The organism is Stenotrophomonas sp. NLF4-10 (assembly GCF_022359915.1).
GTDB lineage: Bacteria > Pseudomonadota > Gammaproteobacteria > Xanthomonadales > Xanthomonadaceae > Stenotrophomonas > Stenotrophomonas daejeonensis.
Map to the genome: position 1 here is coordinate 706,128 of NZ_JAKSEE010000003.1, position 21,869 is coordinate 727,996.

A 21,869-nucleotide genomic window follows, 5' to 3' on the forward strand; every position below is an offset into this window, starting at 1 on the left:
TCACTGACGCGACGGGCCGCGGACCGCACGGACCCGGAGGCCGTGGACGCGGCTGCCGACGAGGGAAGGGCCGCCGCCGAAGTCCACGAACCAGGCGTAGGCGGAGTGGCCGGTGTCCTCGTCCTTTTCCTCGCTCGCGTCGTCGGTCGCGGTCCAGTACCAGTCCGACTTGCACGCCGGGAAGAACGCGACGTCGATGGCCGGCGAGCAGCGCGAGCGGTCGGCCAGCAGGAACAGTTCTTCGACTTCCGGCAGGCGCCAGTCGGTAAATCCACCGAACGCCTCCGCGTTGAGCTTGGCAACGGCTGCGAGCGCGGCGGCATGGGTCATACGGCCGCCGGGAACGTCGTCCTGCGTCCAGTGCAGATCGCGGGCCGGCTCGTAAACGACGCCTTCGGCATGCTGGGTGAAACGAGATTGCTCGGTCATGATGCCCTCCAGGGCGGTAGGTTGGTGTTGCATGGATCACGCCTTTGCCGACGTGCATTGATCGGCCAATGCGTCGTAGCGCTCTGCCTCGGCCAGGTAGTGCCGCACGCGTTCCTCGCGCACGGCCGGCGGAAAATTCAGGGCTACGCGCGCTGCATCGGCTGCGATGCGGTTCGCATCCGCAAGTCGACGGGGGTCGTGGTCGAAAATGTCGAGCTGAGCCCTTGCGCTCGTCTGGATTTCAGTCATTGCGGGCGTCCTGCTGTTCCATCGCGGTCAATTCGATTTCATTCACGCGATCGCGCAACGCGCGCTTGATCCGGCGGATACGGCTGGCGATGTAGGCGCGAGGGTCGGTGCGCAGGAAGGTCCGAGCCAACATATGCAGCGCGCCGGCGTGGTCGCGGCGAAACAGGCGATAGGTCACCGCCGAACCGTCGATGGTCGGAAAGCGGCCCCAACTGAGGCCTTTGTTCTGCTTGGGCGCACGCCGGGTGATGTGGCAGTTCATGCGCGCTTTCCTTACAGCGCAAGATGCAGCTGCGGCATGGTCGGGAAGACTCGACGGGGCGCGGTGCGTGCGCGCTTGGGCCCGGCCGGCCGGTGCATTTGCTCCCACTCGGCCAAGGCGCGCTCGAAATCCTCATGCCGAGCCGTGTGGCTGCATGCGCATTCGATGCTGTGGCCGCCGCCAGCTGAAGAGCGGCGCAAGTCCTGAATATGCCTCGCGGTATGACCCTTACTGCACGGGGTGAGTGGGTCGTGGTGGCTGATCATGCGTTGCATGTGCTTCTCCTGGCGCCAAATCACGGGGCGCTACTGACGAAAGCAAGGTCGTAGATGACGCAATGCACCCGGGCCGCCGACGGGGTTTCGGCGTTCACTGCGGAGGACAGGGGGGCAACCGCAGTTGCCCGGGTGCATGCGTCGGGGGAAACGGAGTAGGAGCCACTGGTCACGGCGTCCACAGCATCGAGCGCGGCCTGCCAGCGGCTCGGCGAGAAATCCCGCGTCAGCGCGGCGCCAACACCGGCCGCACAGTTCGGCACGCGCTCAATGGCGCGGAAGCCGTTCAAGGCGGTGAGCGCGATGGTTGCGCGAAGCCCCCAGTCGTCGTGGTCGGCCAGGTCGTAGACCGCGAGTGCGGCGCAAATCCGCGGGCTGGTGACGATCAGGTCGGCTGGGATGGCCACTTCGCCGTCCACGGCCAGCACGGAAGACGAGACTGGCTCGGGGTGCACTGGTGCGGCGCAGCCGCCCAGGACGAGCAGGAAGGAAGCGAGGAGTAGCCGGATCATGCCCGGGCCTCCAGTTCGGAAGCCTGCTTCTCGCCGTGGGCTCGGGCTTCGGCGGCGTCAGCGTGGTGGGTGCGCTTCGCGTTGAAGCCATGCCCCGGCAGGAACACCAGGCATTCGGCGAAGCCGTCGCGGTCGTAGACGGTGATCTGGAATCCAGCCCGCAGGCCATTGAGGTGCTGCACGCCGTGGTAGGGCTTCGTCCAGGCGCTCATGCCGCCCACCGCGCGCTGTAGATCGCCTTGCGCAGGGCACGCAGGTTGCCGGCTCCGTCGGCACGGAGGGCGGCCTCTTCCAGCACGCGCTCCAGGCGGTCGAGTGCCTGGGAAGCGGCGACATAGTCCTCGTTCGGGGTGTGCTTGATGGCCTCGCGCAGCACTGCGACTGCGGGGCGGCGCTGCGGGAGCGCGGCGGTGCCGGACATTTGCGGTCTCCGTGCCCCGGCCCGGGATGGGCTGGTCTTGGGGCGATGGAGAAAGTAAACATCAAGATGACTTTTAAATCAACATCAAGTTTACAAAAACAGTCAACTTTCGATCTTGCACCGCAGCAAGGCTGGCGCGCCGGCAGAAAAAAGCCCCGCCGAGGCGGGGCTTCTGCCCTTGAACCACGTCACGGTTGGCTCCATGTGCATCTTCACGGGGTGTCTATTTGTGGAATCTCGGCACCACCATGTTTCCATATAAAACAAGGAGTTGTGATGGAAAATGGCATTGTTCGGCACCACCCCCAACTGCCCCTCCTGCCGGTGGCGCAAAGGGACATTGATGGCGTGCAGATGGGGGTGCTCAACGATGGCACCGCGTATCTGACTGCCCGCGGCTTGGCTCGTATGTGCGGCACTCCGCACTCTGTGCTGTCCCGCCTCGCTTCGGGCTGGGGCGATGAAAGGTTCAAGCCGCGAGGGCGCAAAATTGATGAGACTCTTGCCGCGCAACGCTATGCGGCAGATTCGATTGCCTTCCGTACGCTACACAATGGCATTGAGGTTTTGGCTTTCCCTGATGTCGTCTGCATGGCGATCCTTGAGTACTACGCCTTCGATGCAGGCTCAGACTCCAATGCCGCAGCTCTGTCCAACTACCGCCTCTTGGCGCGATCTTCGTTCCGCGCTTTCATCTATACCCAGGTAGGCTACGACCCGAACTCGGCTGTTTCGGGCGAATGGAAGCAGTTCCACGACCGTGTATCGCTGACCTACAACTCGGTGCCCGCAGGCTATTTCGGCATCTTCAAGGAGATGGCCGACATGATTGTTACCCTTGGTCAGGCTGGCATCCACATTGATGCAGGGTTCGTTCCAGACATCAGCGTTGGGCAGAACTGGGCGAACCACTGGAGGAAGAACAGCTTTGACGATGCCTACGGCAGCCGCATCCGATTTGAGCACAACTTTCCCGAGTACTTCCCGCAGGCGGCCTCAAATCCCCAGGAGCCATGGTGCTACCCCGAGGCGTCGCTAGGCGAGTTCCGGCGCTGGCTGCGCGAGGAGTACATTGGTGGCGGCCGGTTTGCAAAGTACATTGAGGCAAAGGTAGCCCAGAAGCAGCTTCCTCCGTCGTTCGCTCAGATTGCGGTTTCTGCGTACGGTTTGGAAGATTGAAAGAAGAACCCCGCCGAAGCGGGGCTCTGTACGCGATGCGGGCGCCGGTCCGAACGCTATGTGAGGTGCGCGGTCCAGTGCTGTTCGCTGACGATAGCAATGGGGTGCCCCGCGCCCCTCAACTCGACCGCCTTGATGATCTTCGTGCCGGCGTTGCTGTTGATCCAGTCGCGGGAGCCAAGCTCCCCGATGACCAGATAACCGGTCTTCTTGCTTGGGCTGGCGCCGATGGCCCCGCCGCGCTGTTCGATCTCAGCCTGGACTCTTGATCTCGGGCCATACGCAAAGGTGCCTGTCACCACGAAGATCGCACCCGAATGCTCGATCCGCGGCTGTGGCTCAGTGATGGGAAGGCTCGTTGAGAGCGAGGCGGTTTCAGCTCTTTGGTCGAAGGTTTCGCCGCCTACGAACCGGATCAGGGTGTCGTGCAAGTCAGCGGACTCGTCGGAGTCAATCACTCCGTCCTGCAGGATTTCCGACAGGAGCCGGTAGATCGGCGCAAACGGATATTCACCCACGAAAGCGGCGTTGCGCTCGATCCAGTCCTTGAGGAACTCAGCCTCCATCTGGCTGACGTGGCCGTCAGCGAGGAGCCCGCGGCAGATGCCGACAAGCTCATTGGTGCTTCTATCCTGCCTTCTGGACTCCGTGATCCGCCCAGAAGGCGCGCGGTCGTTGCTAGAGATCATCCATTCCCCCTTGTTGTAGTTGGCTTTCTACAGCCGCCTCAGCCCCATTCCGATCAACGCTTTCCCGCACACCGTCAGATCCTGGGGATCGATTCGCCATTCCGGGAACTCCGGATTGCTGCTGACGACCCATAGCCCATCGGTTCGCTTCATCAGCTTCTTGATCTGGGCGTCGCCATCCACGTTGATGAGGTAGTAGTCGTCACCATCGAAGTAGGTGCACCAGGTGTCGATCATCACCACGTCGCCATCCTCGATCTTGGGACGCATGGACGGGCCGCGCCCGGTCATCAGCTTCATTCGCCCCGGTGCGGGCAGGAAGCCGAGCTTCCGCCGGATCTCCCACTCAGCGATGTTCACTGTCCGGATGACCTCCGGATAGTCTGCGTTTGCAACGCCGGCCCCCATGCCTGCCGCTCCTTCGAACAAGTCGAAGCGAACGTAACCTTCTGTTGTCGCAGGCTGGGAGACGCGGGCAGAAACGATCATTTCTCCTTCGCCCGTGTTGATCCAGTCGATAGAGATGCCTATCGCTGCCAGTGGCTTCCGCTGCGCGTCTGGAATGCTCTGGTCACGCTTGTACCAGTTGTAGAGCTTCTGGTTTTGGTTCGCTCCAAGCCCGAGCATCGCTCCGAAGGCGGCGCGATTACCCGGCGCGCCTGCGTACTCCATGGCGGCATCGAAGCGGCGCTGAAATGGGGTGGGCTCGTTGCTCATGGTCGAAGGGTAAACCTCGCGTTTAGTCCGGTCTATAAACATTGAGTTGACATAAAAGTCATCTCAATGTTTACTTCTCGAATGGACACGACACTGCACCCAGATGCCGACCTGATCGACAGCCTCGGCGGCCCAGCCAAGATTTCTCGCAAGCTCGGCCTTGATCCAAGTTCGGGCGGCACGCAGCGCGTGCAGAACTGGAAGTACCGGGGCATCCCGGAAATCTGGCGACTGAGGCGCCCCGACGTGTTCGGCGCCGCTCCTGGGAGTGAGCCTCCCGCCCATGCCAAAGCCGCCGCCGCGCTGATCGACTCCCGTATGTCCAAGCGCGCGCTGCGCGCCCGGCTGGGCCTGTCCACCGACAAGCAACTGGCGAAGGTGCTGCAGCTGCCCGTCGAGCAGGTGGAGGCATGGGAGGAAGAGCGCGCGCTGCCGGCTGTGCCCGAGGTGCTGCGCCTGCTCGGCGCCCAGGCTCCGGCCGCCAATGCGTCGCAAGAGCCCGAAGACCTCGATGCCGCGCGCATCGTCCCCGTGGAGACCGCCTGAGATGGACATCCCTGCCGACAAGTTCCTGGTTCTGCATGTCGAAAGGCGGGACTTCCATGTCCTCGCCGACAAGTTCCGATTTACGCCGACAGAAGATTCTTCAACGCAGCAAGCGTCGCCTCCCGCGTCTCCTGATCCGATTTCTGAAGGCTCGGCATGAGAAGCGCCTCCACCTTCGCTGCGAACTGCGAGTCGCGCTCCATTGCGTCCTTTGCCAGCTGCGCGACGACTGCCTGCATTGCAAACGTCGTGACCAACAGGTGGTTTCTCAGCTCGGTCTCCATGTCGCCCTCCTTGCGGGCTGTTCGTGTGGAAACAGCAGCGTACCGCAAGGCGGGCGGCGCCTTCTTGGCGCGGGAGGGCACCTGAAATGTCCGTGATTTCTTCCATGGCCGGCAGTCTGCCGGGGGCGGCCACCGACGGCATGAAGCTGGGGAGGCAGTTTCTGCCCCCGCGCTCCCAGGTGATCTACGCCTACACGCACCGCCTGCTCAACGAGACGGCGACCAACGCCAACAGCTTCGCCATGCAGGTGGCGGAGAACTACTTTGCGCTGGTGGCGCCGCACATGCGGGACAAGAAGGCCGTGCCGTTCCGGCTGGGCGAGGGCGACGACCTCGCCGATGCGCTCAAGGCCAACGGCCAAGCGCTACGGCGCTACATGGACGGCACGGTGAAGACGCTGCCGGCCGACCTGGAAGATGCGTGGGTGCTGAGCCTGCCGGAGCCATATCGCAGCGACTGCGAGCGTGACCTGGCTGCGCGCCGCGGCATGTTGCCGGTCAGGCTGGCCCACATCGCTCCCGATGCGGACACGGCCGGCATCGGGAGCCTGATGACGGATTTCGGCCAGTTGGTCGCGGCGCTGACGCCGGCCATCGCCGATGGTGTGATCGATGAACGGGACCGCCCGCACGCTCGGAAGATCGTGGCCGCATGCCAAGACGTGGTGATCGCCGCAGTGACCGTGGAGCGGCGCTTCGTGACGCTGCTGGGGGACCGCTGATGGCACAGGATGCCAAGCCGAAGCCGCGCACGTTCGCCCTAGCGTGCTACTCGGACGAGCAGTTGCGCAACGAGTTGGACCGCCGTGCGCGCGCTGCAGGAAAGCCGGCGACGCAGTGGATCGGGAAGCGCTCGGAGTACCTGCGCAAGACGGCAGCCGAATTGCAGGCGCAACTCGATGAACTGCTGGAGGACCGCGTGCCTGCTGGGCAGATGTTGGCGGTGAAGCGCGCTCGCGTGCGCTCGCTGGAAGACCGGATCAACAAGAACCTGCGCTACGCCAAGTTGGCGGAAGCGGAGGGGAACTAGCCCCGCGAGGCACTAGCCTTTAAGTCACAACGCATGCGCCTAACGCCGGCTGATCCCCGGCGGACAGCCCGAGCCTACCGGGTTGGCGGATGCGCCTTTTGTAGGCGATGTAGGAGAAAGCAGTGAGTAGCGACAAAGAAAGCAATACGGGAGTTAGGTTCGACTGGTCCGCCGACACGGATTCCGTGGTGTTCCCCACGGTCCGGGCTGTGGCCGTGTACGTGAACACGAATGACGACGTAGTGATCCGCCAGGAGGCGCATGCCCTTGAGCGGGAGGACACGCTTGTGATCGTCCCGCGTGTCCATGTGCCCGCATTGATCGCCGCGCTTCAGGCGGCCGTGGAAGACGGGGAGGACTGACGATGGAACCGCTCGTCCCCGCAGACGTGGACCTCCGCGACTTCGCTTTCATGCCGGTCGATGTTCAGCGCCTGTTGACCTCGGAGACGTGGATTCTCGGAAGCGGGGACGAACGGGCTGCGGCTATGACCTTGTGGCTGGTGAGTTGGCACCAGGTGCCGGCGGCATCTTTGCCGGACAACGACAAGATGCTCTCGCACCTGTCGCAGTCGAAGAACTGGGCTCGCATCAAGGAACATGCCCTGCGCGGCTGGGTGCTGGCAACTGACGGCCGCTACTACCACCCGGTGGTGGCGGAGAAGGCGCTGGAGGCTTGGCTGGAGAAGCTGGCGCAGCGCTTGAGCGGGGGTGCGGGCAATGCCAAGAGGTGGGGAGTGGAGTTCGACCCAACTCCTATCGAGGACGCCATTCGGGAATCCCGCGCGCTGCTATCAGCACTCAACCCGCAATCGCGGTCCCTTTCCCGTAAGCGTACCGCCGCGATTGCCACTGGAAAGAAACGGGATTCGGGTGGTGATCGGGGTGCGATCCTGATGGGATCGCAAGAGACAGAGACAGGGACAGGGAAAGAAGAGCTTAAATCCTCGCTTCGCTCGGATTCGTCATCGGCTGCGCCGGATGACGCTCCGCCCGATGCTGGAAAGTCCGGCGACAAGGCCCAACGGTTGGCCGAGGTCACGGAAGAAGCGATTGCGGCGTGGAACGCCTCGAAGCTGGTCAAGCCGAACGGCGGGCTGCTGGCGACGGTGAACGCTGCCGTGGGGCGCGAGAACCGCCGGAACCAGGTCAAGCGGTGCATTGCCATCGCTCGGGACATCTGCCGGGAGCAGGGGCACCAGCGCATCCCACCTGAGTTCTGGGCCGAGTACTTCGCCGCCGCCGGCAAGGACGATTTCCACTCCGGCCGGCAGGGCGGCGGCCGCGGGCATGAGAACTGGACGCCCGACTTCGAGTACATGACCCAGCCCAAAACGATGCTCAAGCTGTTCGAGCGCGTCGAGAGCGAGGAGACCGCCTGATGTACGACGCCGACCAAGCGCTGGCTCCGTTGCGCGTGCCGCCGCACAGCATCGCCGCCGAGCAGGCGGTCATCGGTGGACTGCTGCTGTGCCCGGAGGCATGGAGCCGGGTAGAGGCGCTGTTGCAGCCGGAGGACTTCTACCGGCGCGACCACCGGCTGATCTACTGCACGATCCGCGAGATGGTCGAGCGCGACCGCCCGTTCGACGCGGTGACGCTGGGCGAATGGTTCGAGGCGCAGGGCAGGGGGGAGGTTCGCGACGATGGCGACATCAGCTCCTACCTGATCAACTTGGCGGCAACCACGCCTTCGGCCGCGAACATCGCCGGCTACGCGCAGATCGTGAGCGACAAGGCGCTAGCCCGGCGGATGATCGAAATCGGCACGGAGATCGCCAATGCGGGGTTCGACCCGGGCTTCACCCCGGACGATGGCATCGCCGCGGCGCAGACGCTGATGCAGGGACTGGCCCCCAGCCAGACCGGCGGCCTGGTCTCGGTCACCGACACGCTGCCGGCCTGGTTCGATGACTTGCGCCACCGGTTCGAGCTGGGCACGTCCGTTACAGGCGTTCCGACCCCGTGGACGGCGCTCAACGATGCGACCCATGGACTACAGGACGGCGACCTGATCATCCTGGCCGGCCGGCCGAGCATGGGCAAATCCATCGCGGGACTGAACATCACCGACTTCGCCGCGAGGGACCGGCACGTCGCTTTGTTCTCGCTGGAGATGAACAAGAAGCAGATCAACCGGCGCGGCATCTCGGCCGCGGCCAGGGTGCCTCATGACTGGCTGTTGGCGCCGGGCGGTGCCGATGAGCATTGGTCGAAGGTCACCGGTGCGGTGCGGGACCGGCGCGCGCTGCAACTGAGCATTGACGATACGCCGTCGCTGCGGATCAGCCAGCTCATGGCGAGGGCGCGCGCGCTGCACGCGCGGAACCCCATTCGCCTGCTGGTGGTGGACCACATCCACGACTTCAAGATCGATGCGAAGCTGGCGCGCTTCGAGTACGGCGAAATCGCCCAAGGGCTGAAAACCCTCGCCAAGGAGTTCAACTGCCCGGTTGTCGCACTGGGCCAGTTGAACCGCGCGCTGTCGCAGCGTTCGGACAAACGGCCGACTATGGCCGATCTGCGCGAGTCGGGTGAGATCGAGCAGAAGGCGGACATGATCATCTTCATCCATCGCGACGACTACTACGACAAGAACACCCACTTGCGCGGGGTCGTTGAGTTGATCCTTGCGAAGGGCCGCGACGTGGAGGCCGGCAAGTCTATCTTCTTGGCGAACGACTATGCCCACATGGCGCTGCGCGACATGGACGGCCCGCTCCCGATGCCGGCGGAGCCGGAGCGGAGCAGTGGCAGGGCAGGCAAGCCCCGTTTCTTCGGCGGCGTTGCTGCGCGCCGGCAGGCGTCGGAGGAGGACTGATGGCAATGATCCACTCGACCGGCACGCCGACCGCGACGGAAGCTGAGCGCATCGTCGCCGCGAAGGTCGGGCCATGTATGGCGTGTCTGGCCCTTGTGACCGCCGACCTGCTCGCGCCGGAGCTGGTGGTCATCGGCTGCGACTACAACCACGCCAAGAGCGGCAACGTCCGGCGTGGGCACTTTTTCGGCTACGCGCTGTGCGCTTGGCACCACCGCCGGCACCCGCTAGAGGGCAACACCTTCGCGTGGATGCGGGCGATCTACGGCCCGAGCCTGCTGGATGGCTCTCGGGTGTTCCACGAAACCTATGGCTCCGACGACGAACTGATTGAGCAACAGACCTACGTGATCGAACAAAGGAGAGCGGCATGACCGACGTACGCGAGCTGCTGGCGCGGCTGAACCCGACGAATATCCGGATGGATGTGGGAATGGGTGGAGGCACCTCCGCGGATTCCCTGACCAACATCGACATTGCCGGGGCGCTAGGCATGGTACCGGCCGGCCTTGGCCGTGACCTGTTCGAGTTACTGCATGGACCCGACCCGGGGCGTGGTGACATTCTGCGGGTGCTGGAGGGTGTCACCCGAATGGTGTTGGAGGAGCGGAACCGACGGTCGAAGGACTACGCCGATGCGCGCGCGACGTGGGGCATTGCCGAGTGCATGGCCCGGTTCAATCGCGACCGAGAGGAACGCACCGTCCGGCACTTGGACATACTCAAGGCCCGTGTAGCCGTCGCGCGCGATAGGCTGTGGCCGGAGCGTCTGGAAGAGCGACTGCCGGAGATCGCAACGGTTGCTATCGGCTACATGAAGGGAGAGCGGTTAAGCAATCGCGAACGCGCGACGGTCGTGGGGGTAAGCGAGTCGGCCTATCGGCAGGTGTGGGTGGGCGTTGTTGATTGGCTCCTTACGCAGATGGTTGAGGCGGAGGCTGCGGCGGTCCGCAAGTTCGCGCAGGCCGTAAGCCAAGCTGCAGCGTAGTGCGCAGGTGATGCCTGCGCACTTTTGGGTCTACAGTCCTACCATCACGCGACGAAAGCCCGGCCCCGCCGGGCTTTTCCTTTTCAATCCGATCACCACTGCGCCGAACCCCCCTCCGCTCGCCGTGAGGCGATTGGGGCTGGCGCTGTGCTGCTGCTTAGGGAGGGCAGCACCGGCTACCGCCATGGCCGGCCGCGTCTAGCCAGCAGTGGTGATCGGACCTTCTATGCCTGTCCACCCTCACCGGACCAATGATCGAAGCCAGATAGCCGGCTGCGGTGACGGGCATCCTTTGTCAGCATCTGAGGTGTTCTGCATGGACAACAAACCGACCCCGCGCGGCGTGCGGAACAACAACCCCGGCAACATCGACCGGACGGCGGTCGTCTGGCAGGGGGAGGATCGCAGCCCGGAAGCGCTGAAATGGGAGCACCGCTTCTGCGTGTTCCTGACGCCGCAGGCCGGCTTTCGCGCGCTGGCAAAGACCCTGCTGACGTACCAAGTAAAGCACGGTCTCCGAACGGTGAAGGAGATCATCAATCGCTGGGCGCCCCCGGTGGAGAACAACACGTCTGCCTATGTGGCGCAGGTAGCGCGGGAGGTCGGCGTGGGCACTGCCGAAATCATCAGGCTTGACCGGCAGGTGACGCTGCAGCGGCTGGTGACTGCCATCGCACGTCATGAGAACGGCGGCCTGTTCTGGCCAGGCGCTGTGATCGAGGCCGGAGTACGCGAGGCGCTTTCGTGATGGCGGTGGACTGGAATGCCATCGGGACCGCCATCGGTGGCTTGGTCATTGGCGCGGGCGGCGTTGGGTTGTGGTGGCGTCGGCAGGTGGTGGAGAGCGCACGGCAAGGTGCCGAGGTGGACGTGATCCAGTTGATGCGGGACGAGATCGCACGGCTGGGCGCTCGCGTGGGGTCACTGGAAGCACGGGAGGGGCGGATGGTCCGGCACATCTACCGGCTGGAGGGTCTGATGCGCGGGCACGGCCTCGAACCGCCGCCGTTCGATCTGGACAGCGACACGATCCGGGCCGGAGGTAACGGGCAATGAAGTCGATCATCGATCCGCTGCGCCCATACACCGCCTTGGCGCGCTGGGGCGCCGGTCTGCTGCTGGTCATCCTGCTGTTGGCCATTGGCTACCGAGCAGGTGCGGACCGCTGGCAGGGCAAGTTCACCGACGAGGTGCAGGCCCGGGCCAGCGACAACGCCGTGCACGCGGCCATGCTGCAGCAGTTGGCCGACGCCACCGCTGCGGTAGCCGAGAAGGCGAAGGCTGCATCCGAGGCACTGGTCCGGAGCCGGCAGGCGAACGACACCCGCTACAACGAGGCATTGAACGATGCGAAACGCGCTGAACGTGATCTTGCCGCTGCTCTGCGCCGCGGTGCTGTGCAGCTGCGGCCGGAGTGGGCCTGTGCTGCGCCCGGACCCGGTGCCGGTGGAGTTGCGGCCCTTGCCCGAGGACAAGATGCTGCCGCCGAACTTCGGTGGGCAGGCGCGGCGAGTCTTGCTGAAGGAGGCGACCGCGCCGACGCATGGATCGGCTGGCTCCAGCGGGAACTGATCGACACCCGACAGGCGGTCATTGCGGCCGGCTGCGCCATCTAGGTTCCCGACCGGTGAAGCGCAAGGCCGGAGGTGGTCACCTCGCGCTCGGCCGGCTCAAGGCCGGGAAGATGAACCAGACCGAGGCGGCGTATGCGGAGCGGTTGCGCGCGCTGCAGCACGCAGGGGAAATCCTGTGGCACCGGTTCGAGGGCATCAAGCTGCGGCTGGCCGACAACACGTTCTATACCCCGGACTTCGCGGTGCTGGCCGCCGACGGGGTGATGGAGCTGCACGAGGTGAAAGGGTTCTGGCAGGACGATGCCAGGGCGAAGATCAAGATCGCGGCCGATCAGTATCCGTTCCGGTTCATAGCGGTGCGCGTGCGCCCGAAGAAGGGCGGCGGCGGCTGGGCGGTGGAGGAGTTCTGATGTCCGAGACGGTCACAGCATCCATCGGCTGGCGCTGGTGGTGCCGCTGGTACCTGCGCGCGGTGGTGTGGTTCGCGCGGGCGACCAGCATGGAGCCGGACTGGCAGCGGGTGGAGTGGTGGATACGGCGCGGCCTGGTCGTGCGAGTGGAGCGCCAACGACGCGGGAGCAGGTGATGGTCAGGCTCAAGACATTGCCGCCACGGCTCAAGCCTGCGGGTAGCCGGTTGGCACTGGCGCACACGCCGAGCGAGCGACGCATCACCGGCCGCCGCCTACAGGCACGCCGCCTGCGCATCTGGTCGGCCGACCCGACGTGCAGAGACTGCAATGCGGTGACGCGCTACCCCGATGGGTTCGAGCTCGACCACGAGGTGGCGCTGACCAACGGCGGCGAGGACACGGACGAGAACTGCAGGGTGCGGTGCATCGAGTGCCACAAGGCCAAGACCCGGGTGGACCTCGCGCGGGCAGGGCGGGGCGTTCCACGGCGGTGATGTTCCACGAAAGTCCGCCATGAGCGTTCCACGGGCCGGATGTTCCACGAAAGGGAGGGGGAGGGTAAAAGTTGAGAGCAATTCTCACCCGGAAACCACCTGTCCTCTCACGCAGAGATTTTTTGGTGATTTCGGAGTAATCAGCAAATGGCTGGCAAGAAGGGACGTAGCGGAGGGCCGCGCGCGAACTCTGGCGGCGCCCGTCCCGGTGCGGGCCGGAAGCCGAAAGCGCCCGAACTGAATCTGTCCGAGTTGCTGTTGACCACTGACCCCCAGAAGTTCCTCCAGGGGGTGATGAACGACATGCAGACCGACATCAAGGTCCGGGTGGACGCCGCCAAGGCGTTGATGCCCTACGAGTACGCCAAGAAGGCGACCGGCAAGAAGGACCAGCAGAAGAGTGCGGCCGAACAGGCAGCCGGCGGTGGCCGGTTTGGCCCGGCCAAGGCGCCGCTGCGGGTGGTAGGAGGTAAGGGGTGACGCCGGTCTGGACGACGGCGTGCCCGGGCTGGGAGCAACGCCTGATCGCACGGCAGGGGATCATCCCGCCGCCGATCTTCGCCGACGAGGCGGAGCACGCGCTGGCGATCTTCAAGCAACTGCGGATCGCCGATCTACCGGGCAAGCCGACCTTCGGGGAGGCATCGGAGGAATGGGTATTCGACTTCGTGCGGGCCATCTTCGGTGGCTACGACTCGGAGACAGGAAAGCAGCTGATCCGCGAGTACGGCCTGCTGATCAGCAAGAAGAACACCAAGTCCACAATTGCGGCCGGCATCATGCTGACCGCGACGATTCTGTGCTGGCGCGAGGACGAGGAGCATCTAATCCTGGCCCCTACCAAGGAGGTTGCGGACAACAGCTTCAACCCGGCCGCGGGCATGATCCGGGCCGACGAAGAGCTGCAGGCCATGTTCCATGTCCAAGAGCACCTGCGCACGATCACCCACAGGGTGAGCCGCAACACGCTCAAGGTGGTGGCGGCGGATACCGACACGGTGTCGGGCAAGAAGGCCGGTCGCGTCCTTGTGGACGAGTTGTGGCTGTTCGGCAAGAAGGCCAAGGCGCAGTCGATGTTCCTGGAAGCGTTGGGCGGCCAGGTGTCGCGCGACGAGGGCTGGGTGATCTTCCTGACGACCCAATCGGACGAGCCGCCGGCCGGCGTGTTCAAGGAGAAGTTGCAGTACTGGCGCGACGTGCGCGACGGCGTGGTGGTGGACCCGGCGACGCTGGGAATCCTCTACGAGTTCCCGGCGGTCATGGTCGAGTCGAAGGCGTACCTGCTGCCGGAGAACTACTACATCACCAACCCGAACATCGGGTTCTCGGTCAACGCCGACTGGATAGAGGCGCAGCTTCGCAGGCTCACCAACTCCCGCGACGGGAAGCTGCAGGAGTTTCTTGCCAAGCACCTGAATGTCGAAATCGGGATGTCCCTGCGGTCGGACCGTTGGGCCGGCGCGGACTACTGGCAGGTGCAGGCGCGCCAAGGGCTGTCCCTGCTGGAGCTGATCGAACGCTGCGAAGTGGTCACGGTTGGTATCGACGGCGGCGGGTTGGATGACCTGCTCGGCCTGGCCGTGGTTGGTCGTGATGCGGACACGCGCGAATGGCTGGTATGGACCCGGGCGTGGGCGCACCCGTCTGTGCTGGAGCGGCGGAAGGAGATCGCGCCGCGGCTGCGCGACTTCGCTGCCGATGGCGACTTGGTGCTGGTCGAGAAGATTGGCGACGACGTGCGGGAGCTTGCTGAACTGGTTGCACGGCTGGAAGACGCGTGCCTGCTTGCGAAGGTCGGCGCTGACCCTGCAGGGCTCGGCGCGATCCTGGACGCGCTGGAGGAGGCTGGCGTCCCACAGGACAAGATCGTGGCAGTTTCGCAGGGTTGGCGGCTGGGTGGTGCGATCAAGACCACGGAGCGGAAGCTGGCAGAAGGCGTCCTCATCCACGGTGGCCAACCACTGATGGCTTGGTGCGTCGGCAATGCCAAGGTCGAGCCGCGCGGCAATGCGATCCTGATCACCAAGCAGATCAGCGGGACTGCCAAGATCGACCCATTGATGGCGGTTTTCGACGCCATTGCTCTTATGGAGCTGAACCCCGAAGCGGGGAACGGCGTCATCTCTCAAGGCTTCGTGGTGATCGACTGATGTTCGGACTATTCAACAAGGCCGTCGCCGATGCGCGCGACCGAATCGAGCCGACGATCCAGCCGCCTATCGGCAACATCGTAGAGGGGGATACGGTTTCATCCTCCAGTCTTCGGATGTTCGAGATATTCGGTAATCCGACCACGGCTGCTGGCGCTGTGGTCAGCCCTGCCAGTTCGATGCGGGTGTCGGCCGTGTTCGGCTGCGTGACCCTGATTGCGGGCGCCATCGCGCAGCTGCCGCTACCGGTGTTCAAGCGCACCGGCGAGGCACGCGTCCGCGCCGACCACGACTACTGGTGGCTGCTCAACGAGCAGTTCTCCGCGGCATGGCCGGCGGGTGCTGCTTGGGAGTTCCTGGTCGCACAGATGCTGCTCCGGGGCGATGGTATTGCCTACATCACGCGCAACCGCGCAGGAATCGCAACCGGGTTCATCCCGTGGCCGCGGGATCGAGTGATGATCCTGGAGCAGCCGAAGTCGAGCCCGCGCGAGCCGCGCCGGCTGCAGTACACGTTCCACGATGACGATGGTTACTTCACCGTCGATCAGGACGACGTGCTGCACTTCCCGGGCTTCGGCTTCAACGGCACGCATGGGATGTCGGTCATCCAGTGGGGTGCGCGCAACGGCATCGGCATCGCTATCCAAGGCGATGAGCATGCCGGGAAGTTCTTCAGTGAAGGCGGAAAGCCGGAGGTAGCCATCAAGGCGCCCGGCAAGATGACGCCGGCGCAGCAAGATGACTTCCGCGATGCGTGGGTGAAGAAGTATGGAGGGATGCAGGGCAACCGCCGGGTTCCCCTGATGCTGACCCAGGGACTGGAAGTACAAGAGCTAACGATGTCGGCGGTCGACCAGCAGTTGCTGGAATCCCGGCAGTGGCAGGTGATCGACATCGCGCGTGCATTCGGCGTGCCGCCGCACATGATCGGCGAGACCAGCAAAGCGACGAGTTGGGGAACCGGCATCGAGCAGATGGGCATCGGCTTCGTGAAGCACACCCTTGGCCCGCACCTGCGCCGGATCAAGGACGAGTTGAACCGAAAGCTATTTCGGACCGTTCGCTACTTCACGGAGCACAACGTCGATAGCTTGCTGGCCGGCGACTCCAAGGCCCAGGCGGAGTACTTCGGCAAGGCGCTCGGCGGCCCCGGCGCCCAAGGCTGGATGACCGTCAACGAGGTGCGCCGCCTCAAGAACCTGCCGCCGATTCCGGGCGGCGACGTGCTGTACCGACCGAAAGACCCGGCTCCGGCCAAGCCGCCGAAGCCCGACGACCAAGAAGGAAACCCCGATGACGATTCCGAAGCTGCTGCAGCTGGCGAAGAATAACGCCGGAAAGTCCAAGCCCGTCCGCGCCGAGTCGGACGGCAAGGAGGCCACCATCTACCTGCACGGCGTCATCGGTGGATGGTGGGGTGACATTGACGAAACGATGTTTGCCCAGGCCTTGGCCGGCATCGACGCCGACGTGATCCACCTGCGCATCGACTCGCCGGGCGGTGACGTGTTCGCTGCGCGCTCAATGATGACCGCCATCTCTCAGCACCGGGCGACGGTCATTGCCCATGTCGACGGGCTGGCGGCCTCCGCCGCGACCGGGATCTGCATGGCCTGCGACGAGGTGGAGATCACCCAGGGCGCCGGCTTCATGATCCACAACGCTTGGACCATCGCCATCGGCAACAAGGCGGACATAACCAAGACCGCCGACCTGCTGGGGAAGATCGACACCGGCCTGGCCGGCGACTACACCCGGCGTACGGGAAAGGACGAGACCCAGATCGTCCAGTGGATGGACGAGGAAACGTGGTTCACCGCCGATGAGGCGAAGGAGCACGGCTTCGCTGACCGCGTGGTCGAGGTCGTGAACAAGAAGAAGGCCGGCAACCAGTGGGACTTGTCGGCCTACAGCAACACGCCGGCTGCGCTCCTGCAGCCAAAGAACACCGCGGACGATGGCGAGGCCATCATCGCGCACCAAAGTGCCCTGTCGCGCCGTCTGGCGCTTCTGGAGCGCGCCCCAGCGTAAGCGGCTCCCGCTTGCCAAGCCCACGACCGCCGCGAGGCGGTTTTTTATTGCCTAGAGGAACGAACCCATGCCTTTCAACATTCAGGCCGAGCGGGAGCGCCGCACCGCGCTGGCGAAGGAAACCCGCAACCTGCTGGACACCAGCACCGGTAATGGCAACACCTGGACCACGGAGGACCAGAAGAAGTACGACGACAACGTGGCCGAGATCGAGCGCATCGACGCGGCCATTGAGCGCCACCAGAAGGTCATGGACCTGACCGCGGACAACGCCATGCACGAGCGCGGCGCCCGCGAGCATGATGACGACAACAAGGGCGCTGGCAAGAATCCGTCCAACGAAATGTGCCTGTTCGACCGCTGGGCGCGCGGCGGTGACAACGCGCTGACTGCTGAGGACTGGAAGCAGGTCAATGCGGCCATGTCCGGCAATCCGGCGGTCAACCCTGAGCAGGGCGGCTACACCGTCCCCACCACCCTGTCCCAGCAGATTCTGGACGCGCTCAAGGCATACGGTGGCATGCGCCAGGTGGCCGACGTGTTCAGCACTGCCGGCGGCGAGCCGATGCAGTATCCGACCAGCGACGGCACCTCGGAAGAAGGCGAGATCGTTGCCGAAAATACCTCCGCCACCGATGCGGATGTCTCCTTCGGCACCAAGGGGCTGCAGGTCTACAAGTACAGCTCCAAGGTGGTCACCGTGCCGTGGGAGTTGCTGCAGGACAGCACCTCGGATATCGCCGGCTTCATCGAGCGTCGCCTGCAGTCGCGCCTGGGCCGCATCACCAACCGGCACTACACCGTTGGCAGCGGCATCGGTCAGCCGATGGGCGCCATCACGGCCGCCACGGTCGGCAAGATCGGAGCGGTGTCGGCGCTGCCGATCATCACCTACGACGACCTGGTGGATTTGGAACACAGCGTGGACCCGGCCTACCGTGCCGCGGCGAAGTGGATGTTCCACGACGACATGCTCAAGCTGGTGCGCAAGGTCAAGGACGATCAGGGCCGCCCGATTTTCGTCCCCGGCTACGAGCAGGGCAACCCGGGCGGTGCGCCGGATCGCCTGCTGAACCGCGACATCCAGATCAACCAGCATGTGGCCTCGCCGGCGGCCGGCGCCAAGTCCATCGCGTTCGGCGATTTCAGCTACTACAAGATCCGCGACGTGATGGCGCTGACGATGTTCCGCTTCAACGACTCGGCCTATGTGAAGAAGGGTCAGGTCGGCTTCCTGGCGTGGATGCGTACCGGCGGCAACCTGGTCGATGTTGGCGGCGCGGTGAAGACCTTCCAGCACGGTGCCGCGGCGTAACCGTCCTGGCCTATCAACCAAGCGGCGCCCCGTTGCCGGGGCGCCGACATGGAGCACGACATGGCAAAGAACAGCAGCAAGACCCCACCGGCCGCCGCAGGCGAGACGCAGCCCGAATCGCCCGCGCCGGCCGCTCCACTGCCTGCCGGCGATGATGCGCCGTCGCCCGCCGAAAGCGGCGCCGACGATTCCGACCCGCAGCCGCCCGCTCCCGCAGAGTCGGGCGAAACCGTCCCGGCCCTGGTGCTGAGCGACAACCACCTGGGCAAGGTCGGACAGGTGGTGCAGGTTCCGGCAGCGCATGCGGAACAGCTGCGTCTCGGCGGCCTGATCGACCCGCACCCCAACGCCATCACCTACAAGGGGTGAACCATGCTGCACCTGCTGATCGCCGCGACCGACGAGCCCGTCGATGTCGAGGAAGCCAAGCGACGCCTCCGATTCGATGGCGATGCGCTGGACGCTGACATCAGGCGGATGATCAGCGCCGGACGCGAAGCCGTCGAGCAGCAGACCGGCTACGCGCTGGCGGAGGCCTCCTACAGCTGGTCGCCGGTGGGCACGGGCGCAGAGCTACCCATCCAGCCCGCGATTGTCACGAGCGAGGAGGGCGTGCGCCCCATCTTGATCACTACCAAGCCAGGGCCGGCGCCGGAGTCTCTACGCTCGGCAGTGATCTTCATGGTCGGGGAAATGCTGCGAAATCCCGAGCTCACTGTCGAGCAGGTCGCAGAGAACCCGGTATTTCAGCAGCTGGTATTCCCGTGGCGCAGGGTGCTGCCGTGAGGGCCGGCGAGCTGAACCGCCGCATCCGCATTGAGCGGCTTGCGGACGGTCGGGACGACTGGGGCCAGCCGGTAAAGAGCTGGGAGCGGGTGGACGATGTATGGGCCGGGATCGCCAATGAAACCGGCCTTGGTGCCATCCGCTCCAGCCTGCAGGGCGGCGTGCCGGCCGCCATCGCCCGCTACAGCTTCAAGGTGCGCTTCGAGGTAATCGGCCGGCTGGGCGTCAATCCGGGCATGCGCATCGTCTATGACGGGCTGGTATTCGACATCAAGGGCGTGACGCGCGATCTGAAAGACCGGGACGCTGCGTTCATCGTTACAGAGCAGGGCGGGAACAGCGGATGAGCATCAAGGCGAACATCGATTTCCGCGATGCGATCAACGGGTTGGAACTGCTCGGCAAGGTCCGCCATCAACTGGCGCGGTCGATGGCGGTGGCCGGCGGCAAGGTGCTGCGGGACGAGGCCAAGAGCCGTGCGCCAGTCGGTGAGGACAGCAAGAACCCTGGCACTCTGCGGGATGCAATCTATCTGGCCTACAGGGATGGGGAATCCACCGAGGCGGTGGAGGTCTACTCGGTCAGTTGGAACGCCAAGAAGGCGCCCCACGGGCACCTGGTTGAGTTCGGACACTGGCAGACGCACGCACGCTACAAGGGCAAGGATGGCGAGTGGTACACCGGCGCGCCGCTCGCTGCACCGAAGTGGGTTCCGGCCTACCCGTTCCTGCGGCCGGCGCTCGATGCCGCCCTGCCGCGCGCCAAGGCGGCCATGCTCGAACGTGGCCGGGAGCGTCTGCCGGAACTGCTGGCCGGGCAGGGAGGGGGCGATGAGCTATGAGCCGCAGTTGACCGCGCTTCTGGCGCCGCTTCTCGGTGGCCGGTTCGACCCAGACGTGCCGCCCGACAACCCGCAATACCCGTGCGCCGTCTATCAGCAGGTGGGTGGCCAGGCGCTGTGGTTCAGCGAGGGCGCCATGCCGGGCCACAAGCACGCGCGAGTGCAGATCACGCTATGGGCGGAAACACGCGCGCAGGCCAACACACTGATGCGTCAAATCGAGGACCGCATCTGTACCGGTATGCCGCTGTCCACGCCCTACGGCGCCGCGGTGTCCGGTTACGAGGACGCCATCAAGAAGTACAGCGCCCGACAGGATTTCGGCGTCTGGTACCCCGACCCCTGACCGCTCCACCCAGCACCACCCCCAACCACCCGGCCTCGCGCCGGGTTTTTATTGACCCAAGCGAGGTAACAACGAATGGCACTCAAGTTCCCCAAGGGCACCCAGTTCGGGTTCGCCAATGTCCTTTCCGCCGTCATCGCCGCCACGGCCATCTCCAAGGCCGACCCCGCGGTGGCAACCGTCACCACCGGCACCGTCGATAAGGATGACGTCCTGCTGATCGAGGTGCCGGGCTGGCCGATCATCAACAACCGCGTGTCGCAGGCGGGCACTGTCACCGAGGGCGCCAGCGATTCGGTGATCCTGCTGGGTATCGATACCAGCTCGACTGCGCTTTTCCCGGGCGACAGCGGCGAGGCGAAGCTCTACAAGGCTGACGATTTCGTGGACTTCACCCAGCAGGGCGAGCCGTCCATGTCCGGTGGTGAGCAGCAGTTCTGGACCGGCCAGTTCCTGGAAGACCCGACCGGCCAGCAGATCAACGTGCCGACCTACAAGAATGCCCGCGTGCTGACCATCCCCCTGTACTACGATCCGAAGCTGCCCTGGTACAAGGCTGCCAAGGAAGTGGACGCCATCGGCAAGCCGGTCATCCTGCGCGCCAAGCTGCCGGGCGGTGACGTGCAGTACCGCTATGGCTACCTGTCCTTCAACGGCGATCCGTCGATCGCGAACAACGCCCCGAACTCCAATACGGCCACGTTCACGCAGCTGGCCGAATCCACGCTGGTGGAGGCCGCCTGATGTTCAAGGTGAAAGCCCCCGAGAAGTTCGACGCGACGCTGACCGTCATCGGCCACGGGCGGGAACAGAAGCTCAAGCTCGTGTATCGCCACATGGACAAGGACGCCTATGGCGAGCTGATGGAGAAGGTGACGGCCGGCGAGATGACGCCGACGCAGGCGATCTTGCAGATGGTGTCCAGTTGGGAGGCCGATGCGGAGCTGGACACTGCCGGCGTGGACTACGCCCTGCAGCAGCAGATCGGCTTGGACGCCGTGATCATCCACGGCTATGCGCAGGCCATCCAGGTGGCGCGCAAGGGAAACTGATCGAGGCGGTGGGGGCGTTGTACTGGAGCGCCCCCACCGAGGCCGAGCTTGCGGAAACCGGCCTGAAAGCGAAGCACTTCACGCCCCCGTCTGTTGACCTGTGGCCCGAGTGCACGCTTCCCATCGAGATTTTCTCCCGGGTTTCCTCCCAGTGGCGCGTCGGCGCCGGGGGCTCGGTTGGACTGGACTACAACGTGGTGTTCTACGAGCTGGACCGCGAGGGGCTGGAGGGCGACAAGCGGGACGAGGTGATGGCCGGCATCCGGGTCATCGAAGCGGCAGCCCTGGCGCACTTCGCGGAGGCCAGCAGGTAACGATGCTGCTACGATCCGCCCGTCAACAGATGGGGAAGGATCAATGGCGCGGCTCGGTTTACTGAGGGGATGGTGTGGAGCAAGTGTTGCTTTATGCGTACTGCTGGCCGCGTGCAGGCCGGCTCACGAGCAAACTGTTGCTACCCCGGC

The 21,869-nt window shown here is 64.7% G+C and carries 38 protein-coding genes; 28 read left to right on the forward strand and 10 right to left on the reverse strand.

The window, feature by feature from the left end; genetic code table 11:
• Genes MIC98_RS03285 through MIC98_RS03315 form a run of 7 tightly spaced genes read right to left on the reverse strand, consistent with a single transcriptional unit; the run spans position 1 to position 2,148 of the window.
• The gene (locus MIC98_RS03285; protein WP_239735500.1) at positions 1-429 is read right to left on the reverse strand and encodes a DUF1566 domain-containing protein; all 429 of its coding nucleotides are present in this window, start codon (positions 427-429) and stop codon (positions 1-3) included.
• Positions 430-465: 36 nt separating this feature from the next.
• Positions 466-678, reverse strand: a complete 213-nt coding sequence (locus MIC98_RS03290; RefSeq protein WP_239735502.1) for a hypothetical protein — start codon at positions 676-678, stop codon at positions 466-468.
• The gene (locus MIC98_RS03295) at positions 671-940 is read right to left on the reverse strand and encodes a hypothetical protein (protein WP_239735505.1); all 270 of its coding nucleotides are present in this window, start codon (positions 938-940) and stop codon (positions 671-673) included. Before MIC98_RS03295 ends, MIC98_RS03290 begins: the two co-directional genes overlap by 8 nt.
• Before the next feature lie 11 nt (positions 941-951).
• Positions 952-1,215, reverse strand: a complete 264-nt coding sequence (locus MIC98_RS03300; RefSeq protein WP_239735507.1) for a hypothetical protein — start codon at positions 1,213-1,215, stop codon at positions 952-954.
• Positions 1,216-1,235: 20 nt separating this feature from the next.
• Positions 1,236-1,727 carry a hypothetical protein gene (locus MIC98_RS03305; protein WP_239735509.1) on the reverse strand — a complete coding sequence of 164 codons (492 nt, stop codon included), beginning with the start codon at positions 1,725-1,727 and terminating at the stop codon, positions 1,236-1,238.
• Positions 1,724-1,939 carry a hypothetical protein gene (locus tag MIC98_RS03310; RefSeq protein WP_239735511.1) on the reverse strand — a complete coding sequence of 72 codons (216 nt, stop codon included), beginning with the start codon at positions 1,937-1,939 and terminating at the stop codon, positions 1,724-1,726. The genes MIC98_RS03305 and MIC98_RS03310 overlap by 4 nt, the downstream gene beginning before the upstream one ends.
• Positions 1,936-2,148: a hypothetical protein gene (locus MIC98_RS03315; protein WP_239735513.1), complete on the reverse strand. Its 213-nt coding sequence runs from the start codon at positions 2,146-2,148 to the stop codon at positions 1,936-1,938. The genes MIC98_RS03310 and MIC98_RS03315 overlap by 4 nt, the downstream gene beginning before the upstream one ends.
• Before the next feature lie 45 nt (positions 2,149-2,193).
• On the opposite strand from MIC98_RS03315, the gene MIC98_RS03320 reads away from it, so the two are divergent.
• Positions 2,194-3,327 carry a hypothetical protein gene (locus MIC98_RS03320; RefSeq protein ID WP_239735515.1) on the forward strand — a complete coding sequence of 378 codons (1,134 nt, stop codon included), beginning with the start codon at positions 2,194-2,196 and terminating at the stop codon, positions 3,325-3,327.
• A gap of 56 nt (positions 3,328-3,383) precedes the next feature.
• Here the strand turns inward: MIC98_RS03320 and MIC98_RS03325 are convergent, their stop codons facing one another.
• Together MIC98_RS03325 and MIC98_RS03330 are read right to left on the reverse strand one after the other, a co-directional pair.
• Positions 3,384-4,016: a BRCT domain-containing protein gene (locus MIC98_RS03325; protein WP_239735516.1), complete on the reverse strand. Its 633-nt coding sequence runs from the start codon at positions 4,014-4,016 to the stop codon at positions 3,384-3,386.
• Between the two features lie 27 nt (positions 4,017-4,043).
• Complete coding sequence (locus MIC98_RS03330; RefSeq protein WP_239735519.1) at positions 4,044-4,733, reverse strand: S24 family peptidase; 690 nt, start codon at positions 4,731-4,733, stop codon at positions 4,044-4,046.
• A gap of 81 nt (positions 4,734-4,814) precedes the next feature.
• Here MIC98_RS03330 and MIC98_RS03335 point away from each other — a divergent pair, with 81 nt between their 5' ends.
• Entirely contained in the window at positions 4,815-5,279 is a 465-nt protein-coding gene (locus tag MIC98_RS03335) for a hypothetical protein (protein WP_239735521.1), read from the forward strand.
• 80 nt (positions 5,280-5,359) lie between these two features.
• On the opposite strand, the gene MIC98_RS03340 is transcribed toward MIC98_RS03335, so the two are convergent.
• Positions 5,360-5,563 carry a hypothetical protein gene (locus MIC98_RS03340; protein ID WP_239735532.1) on the reverse strand — a complete coding sequence of 68 codons (204 nt, stop codon included), beginning with the start codon at positions 5,561-5,563 and terminating at the stop codon, positions 5,360-5,362.
• Positions 5,564-5,667: 104 nt separating this feature from the next.
• Between MIC98_RS03340 and MIC98_RS03345 the strand changes: the two genes are divergently transcribed.
• The 26 genes from MIC98_RS03345 (at position 5,668) to MIC98_RS03470 (ending at position 21,719) form a co-directional block, all read left to right on the forward strand.
• Positions 5,668-6,285 (forward strand): hypothetical protein, encoded by a 618-nt coding sequence (locus MIC98_RS03345; protein WP_239735534.1) that lies wholly within the window; start codon positions 5,668-5,670, stop codon positions 6,283-6,285.
• The gene (locus MIC98_RS03350) at positions 6,285-6,593 is read left to right on the forward strand and encodes a hypothetical protein (RefSeq protein ID WP_239735536.1); all 309 of its coding nucleotides are present in this window, start codon (positions 6,285-6,287) and stop codon (positions 6,591-6,593) included. The genes MIC98_RS03345 and MIC98_RS03350 overlap by 1 nt, the downstream gene beginning before the upstream one ends.
• A gap of 122 nt (positions 6,594-6,715) precedes the next feature.
• Positions 6,716-6,955, forward strand: a complete 240-nt coding sequence (locus MIC98_RS03355) for a hypothetical protein (RefSeq protein ID WP_239735538.1) — start codon at positions 6,716-6,718, stop codon at positions 6,953-6,955.
• 2 nt (positions 6,956-6,957) lie between these two features.
• Positions 6,958-7,974 carry a DUF1376 domain-containing protein gene (locus tag MIC98_RS03360; protein ID WP_239735540.1) on the forward strand — a complete coding sequence of 339 codons (1,017 nt, stop codon included), beginning with the start codon at positions 6,958-6,960 and terminating at the stop codon, positions 7,972-7,974.
• Positions 7,974-9,413 (forward strand): replicative DNA helicase, encoded by a 1,440-nt coding sequence (locus MIC98_RS03365; protein WP_239735542.1) that lies wholly within the window; start codon positions 7,974-7,976, stop codon positions 9,411-9,413. The genes MIC98_RS03360 and MIC98_RS03365 overlap by 1 nt, the downstream gene beginning before the upstream one ends.
• Positions 9,413-9,787, forward strand: a complete 375-nt coding sequence (locus tag MIC98_RS03370; RefSeq protein WP_239735544.1) for a Ref family recombination enhancement nuclease — start codon at positions 9,413-9,415, stop codon at positions 9,785-9,787. Before MIC98_RS03365 ends, MIC98_RS03370 begins: the two co-directional genes overlap by 1 nt.
• On the forward strand, positions 9,784-10,401 hold the full coding sequence (locus MIC98_RS03375) for a hypothetical protein (RefSeq protein ID WP_239735545.1): 618 nt from the start codon (positions 9,784-9,786) through the stop codon (positions 10,399-10,401). The genes MIC98_RS03370 and MIC98_RS03375 overlap by 4 nt, the downstream gene beginning before the upstream one ends.
• Positions 10,402-10,717: 316 nt before the next feature.
• Positions 10,718-11,149: a structural protein P5 gene (locus tag MIC98_RS03380; RefSeq protein WP_239735548.1), complete on the forward strand. Its 432-nt coding sequence runs from the start codon at positions 10,718-10,720 to the stop codon at positions 11,147-11,149.
• Entirely contained in the window at positions 11,149-11,457 is a 309-nt protein-coding gene (locus tag MIC98_RS03385) for a hypothetical protein (RefSeq protein ID WP_239735550.1), read from the forward strand. The genes MIC98_RS03380 and MIC98_RS03385 overlap by 1 nt, the downstream gene beginning before the upstream one ends.
• Entirely contained in the window at positions 11,454-12,017 is a 564-nt protein-coding gene (locus tag MIC98_RS03390; RefSeq protein WP_239735562.1) for a hypothetical protein, read from the forward strand. The genes MIC98_RS03385 and MIC98_RS03390 overlap by 4 nt, the downstream gene beginning before the upstream one ends.
• Before the next feature lie 68 nt (positions 12,018-12,085).
• Positions 12,086-12,385, forward strand: coding sequence for a DUF1064 domain-containing protein (locus tag MIC98_RS03395; RefSeq protein ID WP_239738015.1), 300 nt, complete (start codon positions 12,086-12,088; stop codon positions 12,383-12,385).
• Positions 12,385-12,561, forward strand: coding sequence for a hypothetical protein (locus tag MIC98_RS03400; protein ID WP_239735564.1), 177 nt, complete (start codon positions 12,385-12,387; stop codon positions 12,559-12,561). Before MIC98_RS03395 ends, MIC98_RS03400 begins: the two co-directional genes overlap by 1 nt.
• Positions 12,561-12,881, forward strand: coding sequence for an HNH endonuclease signature motif containing protein (locus tag MIC98_RS03405; RefSeq protein ID WP_239735566.1), 321 nt, complete (start codon positions 12,561-12,563; stop codon positions 12,879-12,881). The genes MIC98_RS03400 and MIC98_RS03405 overlap by 1 nt, the downstream gene beginning before the upstream one ends.
• A 147-nt stretch (positions 12,882-13,028) precedes the next feature.
• Entirely contained in the window at positions 13,029-13,361 is a 333-nt protein-coding gene (locus MIC98_RS03410; RefSeq protein ID WP_239735567.1) for a hypothetical protein, read from the forward strand.
• Entirely contained in the window at positions 13,358-15,031 is a 1,674-nt protein-coding gene (locus tag MIC98_RS03415; protein ID WP_239735569.1) for a terminase large subunit, read from the forward strand. Before MIC98_RS03410 ends, MIC98_RS03415 begins: the two co-directional genes overlap by 4 nt.
• Positions 15,031-16,365 carry a phage portal protein gene (locus MIC98_RS03420; RefSeq protein WP_239735571.1) on the forward strand — a complete coding sequence of 445 codons (1,335 nt, stop codon included), beginning with the start codon at positions 15,031-15,033 and terminating at the stop codon, positions 16,363-16,365. The genes MIC98_RS03415 and MIC98_RS03420 overlap by 1 nt, the downstream gene beginning before the upstream one ends.
• Positions 16,328-17,065, forward strand: coding sequence for a head maturation protease, ClpP-related (locus MIC98_RS03425; protein ID WP_239735572.1), 738 nt, complete (start codon positions 16,328-16,330; stop codon positions 17,063-17,065). Before MIC98_RS03420 ends, MIC98_RS03425 begins: the two co-directional genes overlap by 38 nt.
• Before the next feature lie 67 nt (positions 17,066-17,132).
• Positions 17,133-18,380, forward strand: a complete 1,248-nt coding sequence (locus MIC98_RS03430) for a phage major capsid protein (RefSeq protein ID WP_239735574.1) — start codon at positions 17,133-17,135, stop codon at positions 18,378-18,380.
• 60 nt (positions 18,381-18,440) lie between these two features.
• Entirely contained in the window at positions 18,441-18,749 is a 309-nt protein-coding gene (locus MIC98_RS03435; RefSeq protein WP_239735576.1) for a hypothetical protein, read from the forward strand.
• Positions 18,750-18,752: 3 nt separating this feature from the next.
• The gene (locus MIC98_RS03440; RefSeq protein WP_239735579.1) at positions 18,753-19,166 is read left to right on the forward strand and encodes a head-tail connector protein; all 414 of its coding nucleotides are present in this window, start codon (positions 18,753-18,755) and stop codon (positions 19,164-19,166) included.
• A complete protein-coding gene (locus tag MIC98_RS03445) occupies positions 19,145-19,513 on the forward strand; it encodes a phage head closure protein (RefSeq protein ID WP_239735581.1) in 369 nt (122 codons plus the stop codon). The genes MIC98_RS03440 and MIC98_RS03445 overlap by 22 nt, the downstream gene beginning before the upstream one ends.
• Positions 19,510-20,007, forward strand: coding sequence for an HK97-gp10 family putative phage morphogenesis protein (locus MIC98_RS03450; RefSeq protein WP_239735583.1), 498 nt, complete (start codon positions 19,510-19,512; stop codon positions 20,005-20,007). The genes MIC98_RS03445 and MIC98_RS03450 overlap by 4 nt, the downstream gene beginning before the upstream one ends.
• Positions 19,997-20,353 (forward strand): DUF3168 domain-containing protein, encoded by a 357-nt coding sequence (locus MIC98_RS03455; protein ID WP_239735585.1) that lies wholly within the window; start codon positions 19,997-19,999, stop codon positions 20,351-20,353. The genes MIC98_RS03450 and MIC98_RS03455 overlap by 11 nt, the downstream gene beginning before the upstream one ends.
• 75 nt (positions 20,354-20,428) lie before the next feature.
• Entirely contained in the window at positions 20,429-21,097 is a 669-nt protein-coding gene (locus tag MIC98_RS03460) for a phage tail protein (protein ID WP_239735587.1), read from the forward strand.
• Complete coding sequence (locus tag MIC98_RS03465; RefSeq protein WP_239735589.1) at positions 21,097-21,405, forward strand: phage tail assembly chaperone; 309 nt, start codon at positions 21,097-21,099, stop codon at positions 21,403-21,405. Before MIC98_RS03460 ends, MIC98_RS03465 begins: the two co-directional genes overlap by 1 nt.
• Before the next feature lie 8 nt (positions 21,406-21,413).
• On the forward strand, positions 21,414-21,719 hold the full coding sequence (locus tag MIC98_RS03470; RefSeq protein ID WP_239735592.1) for a DUF1799 domain-containing protein: 306 nt from the start codon (positions 21,414-21,416) through the stop codon (positions 21,717-21,719).
• The last annotated feature ends 150 nt before the right edge of the window (positions 21,720-21,869 follow it).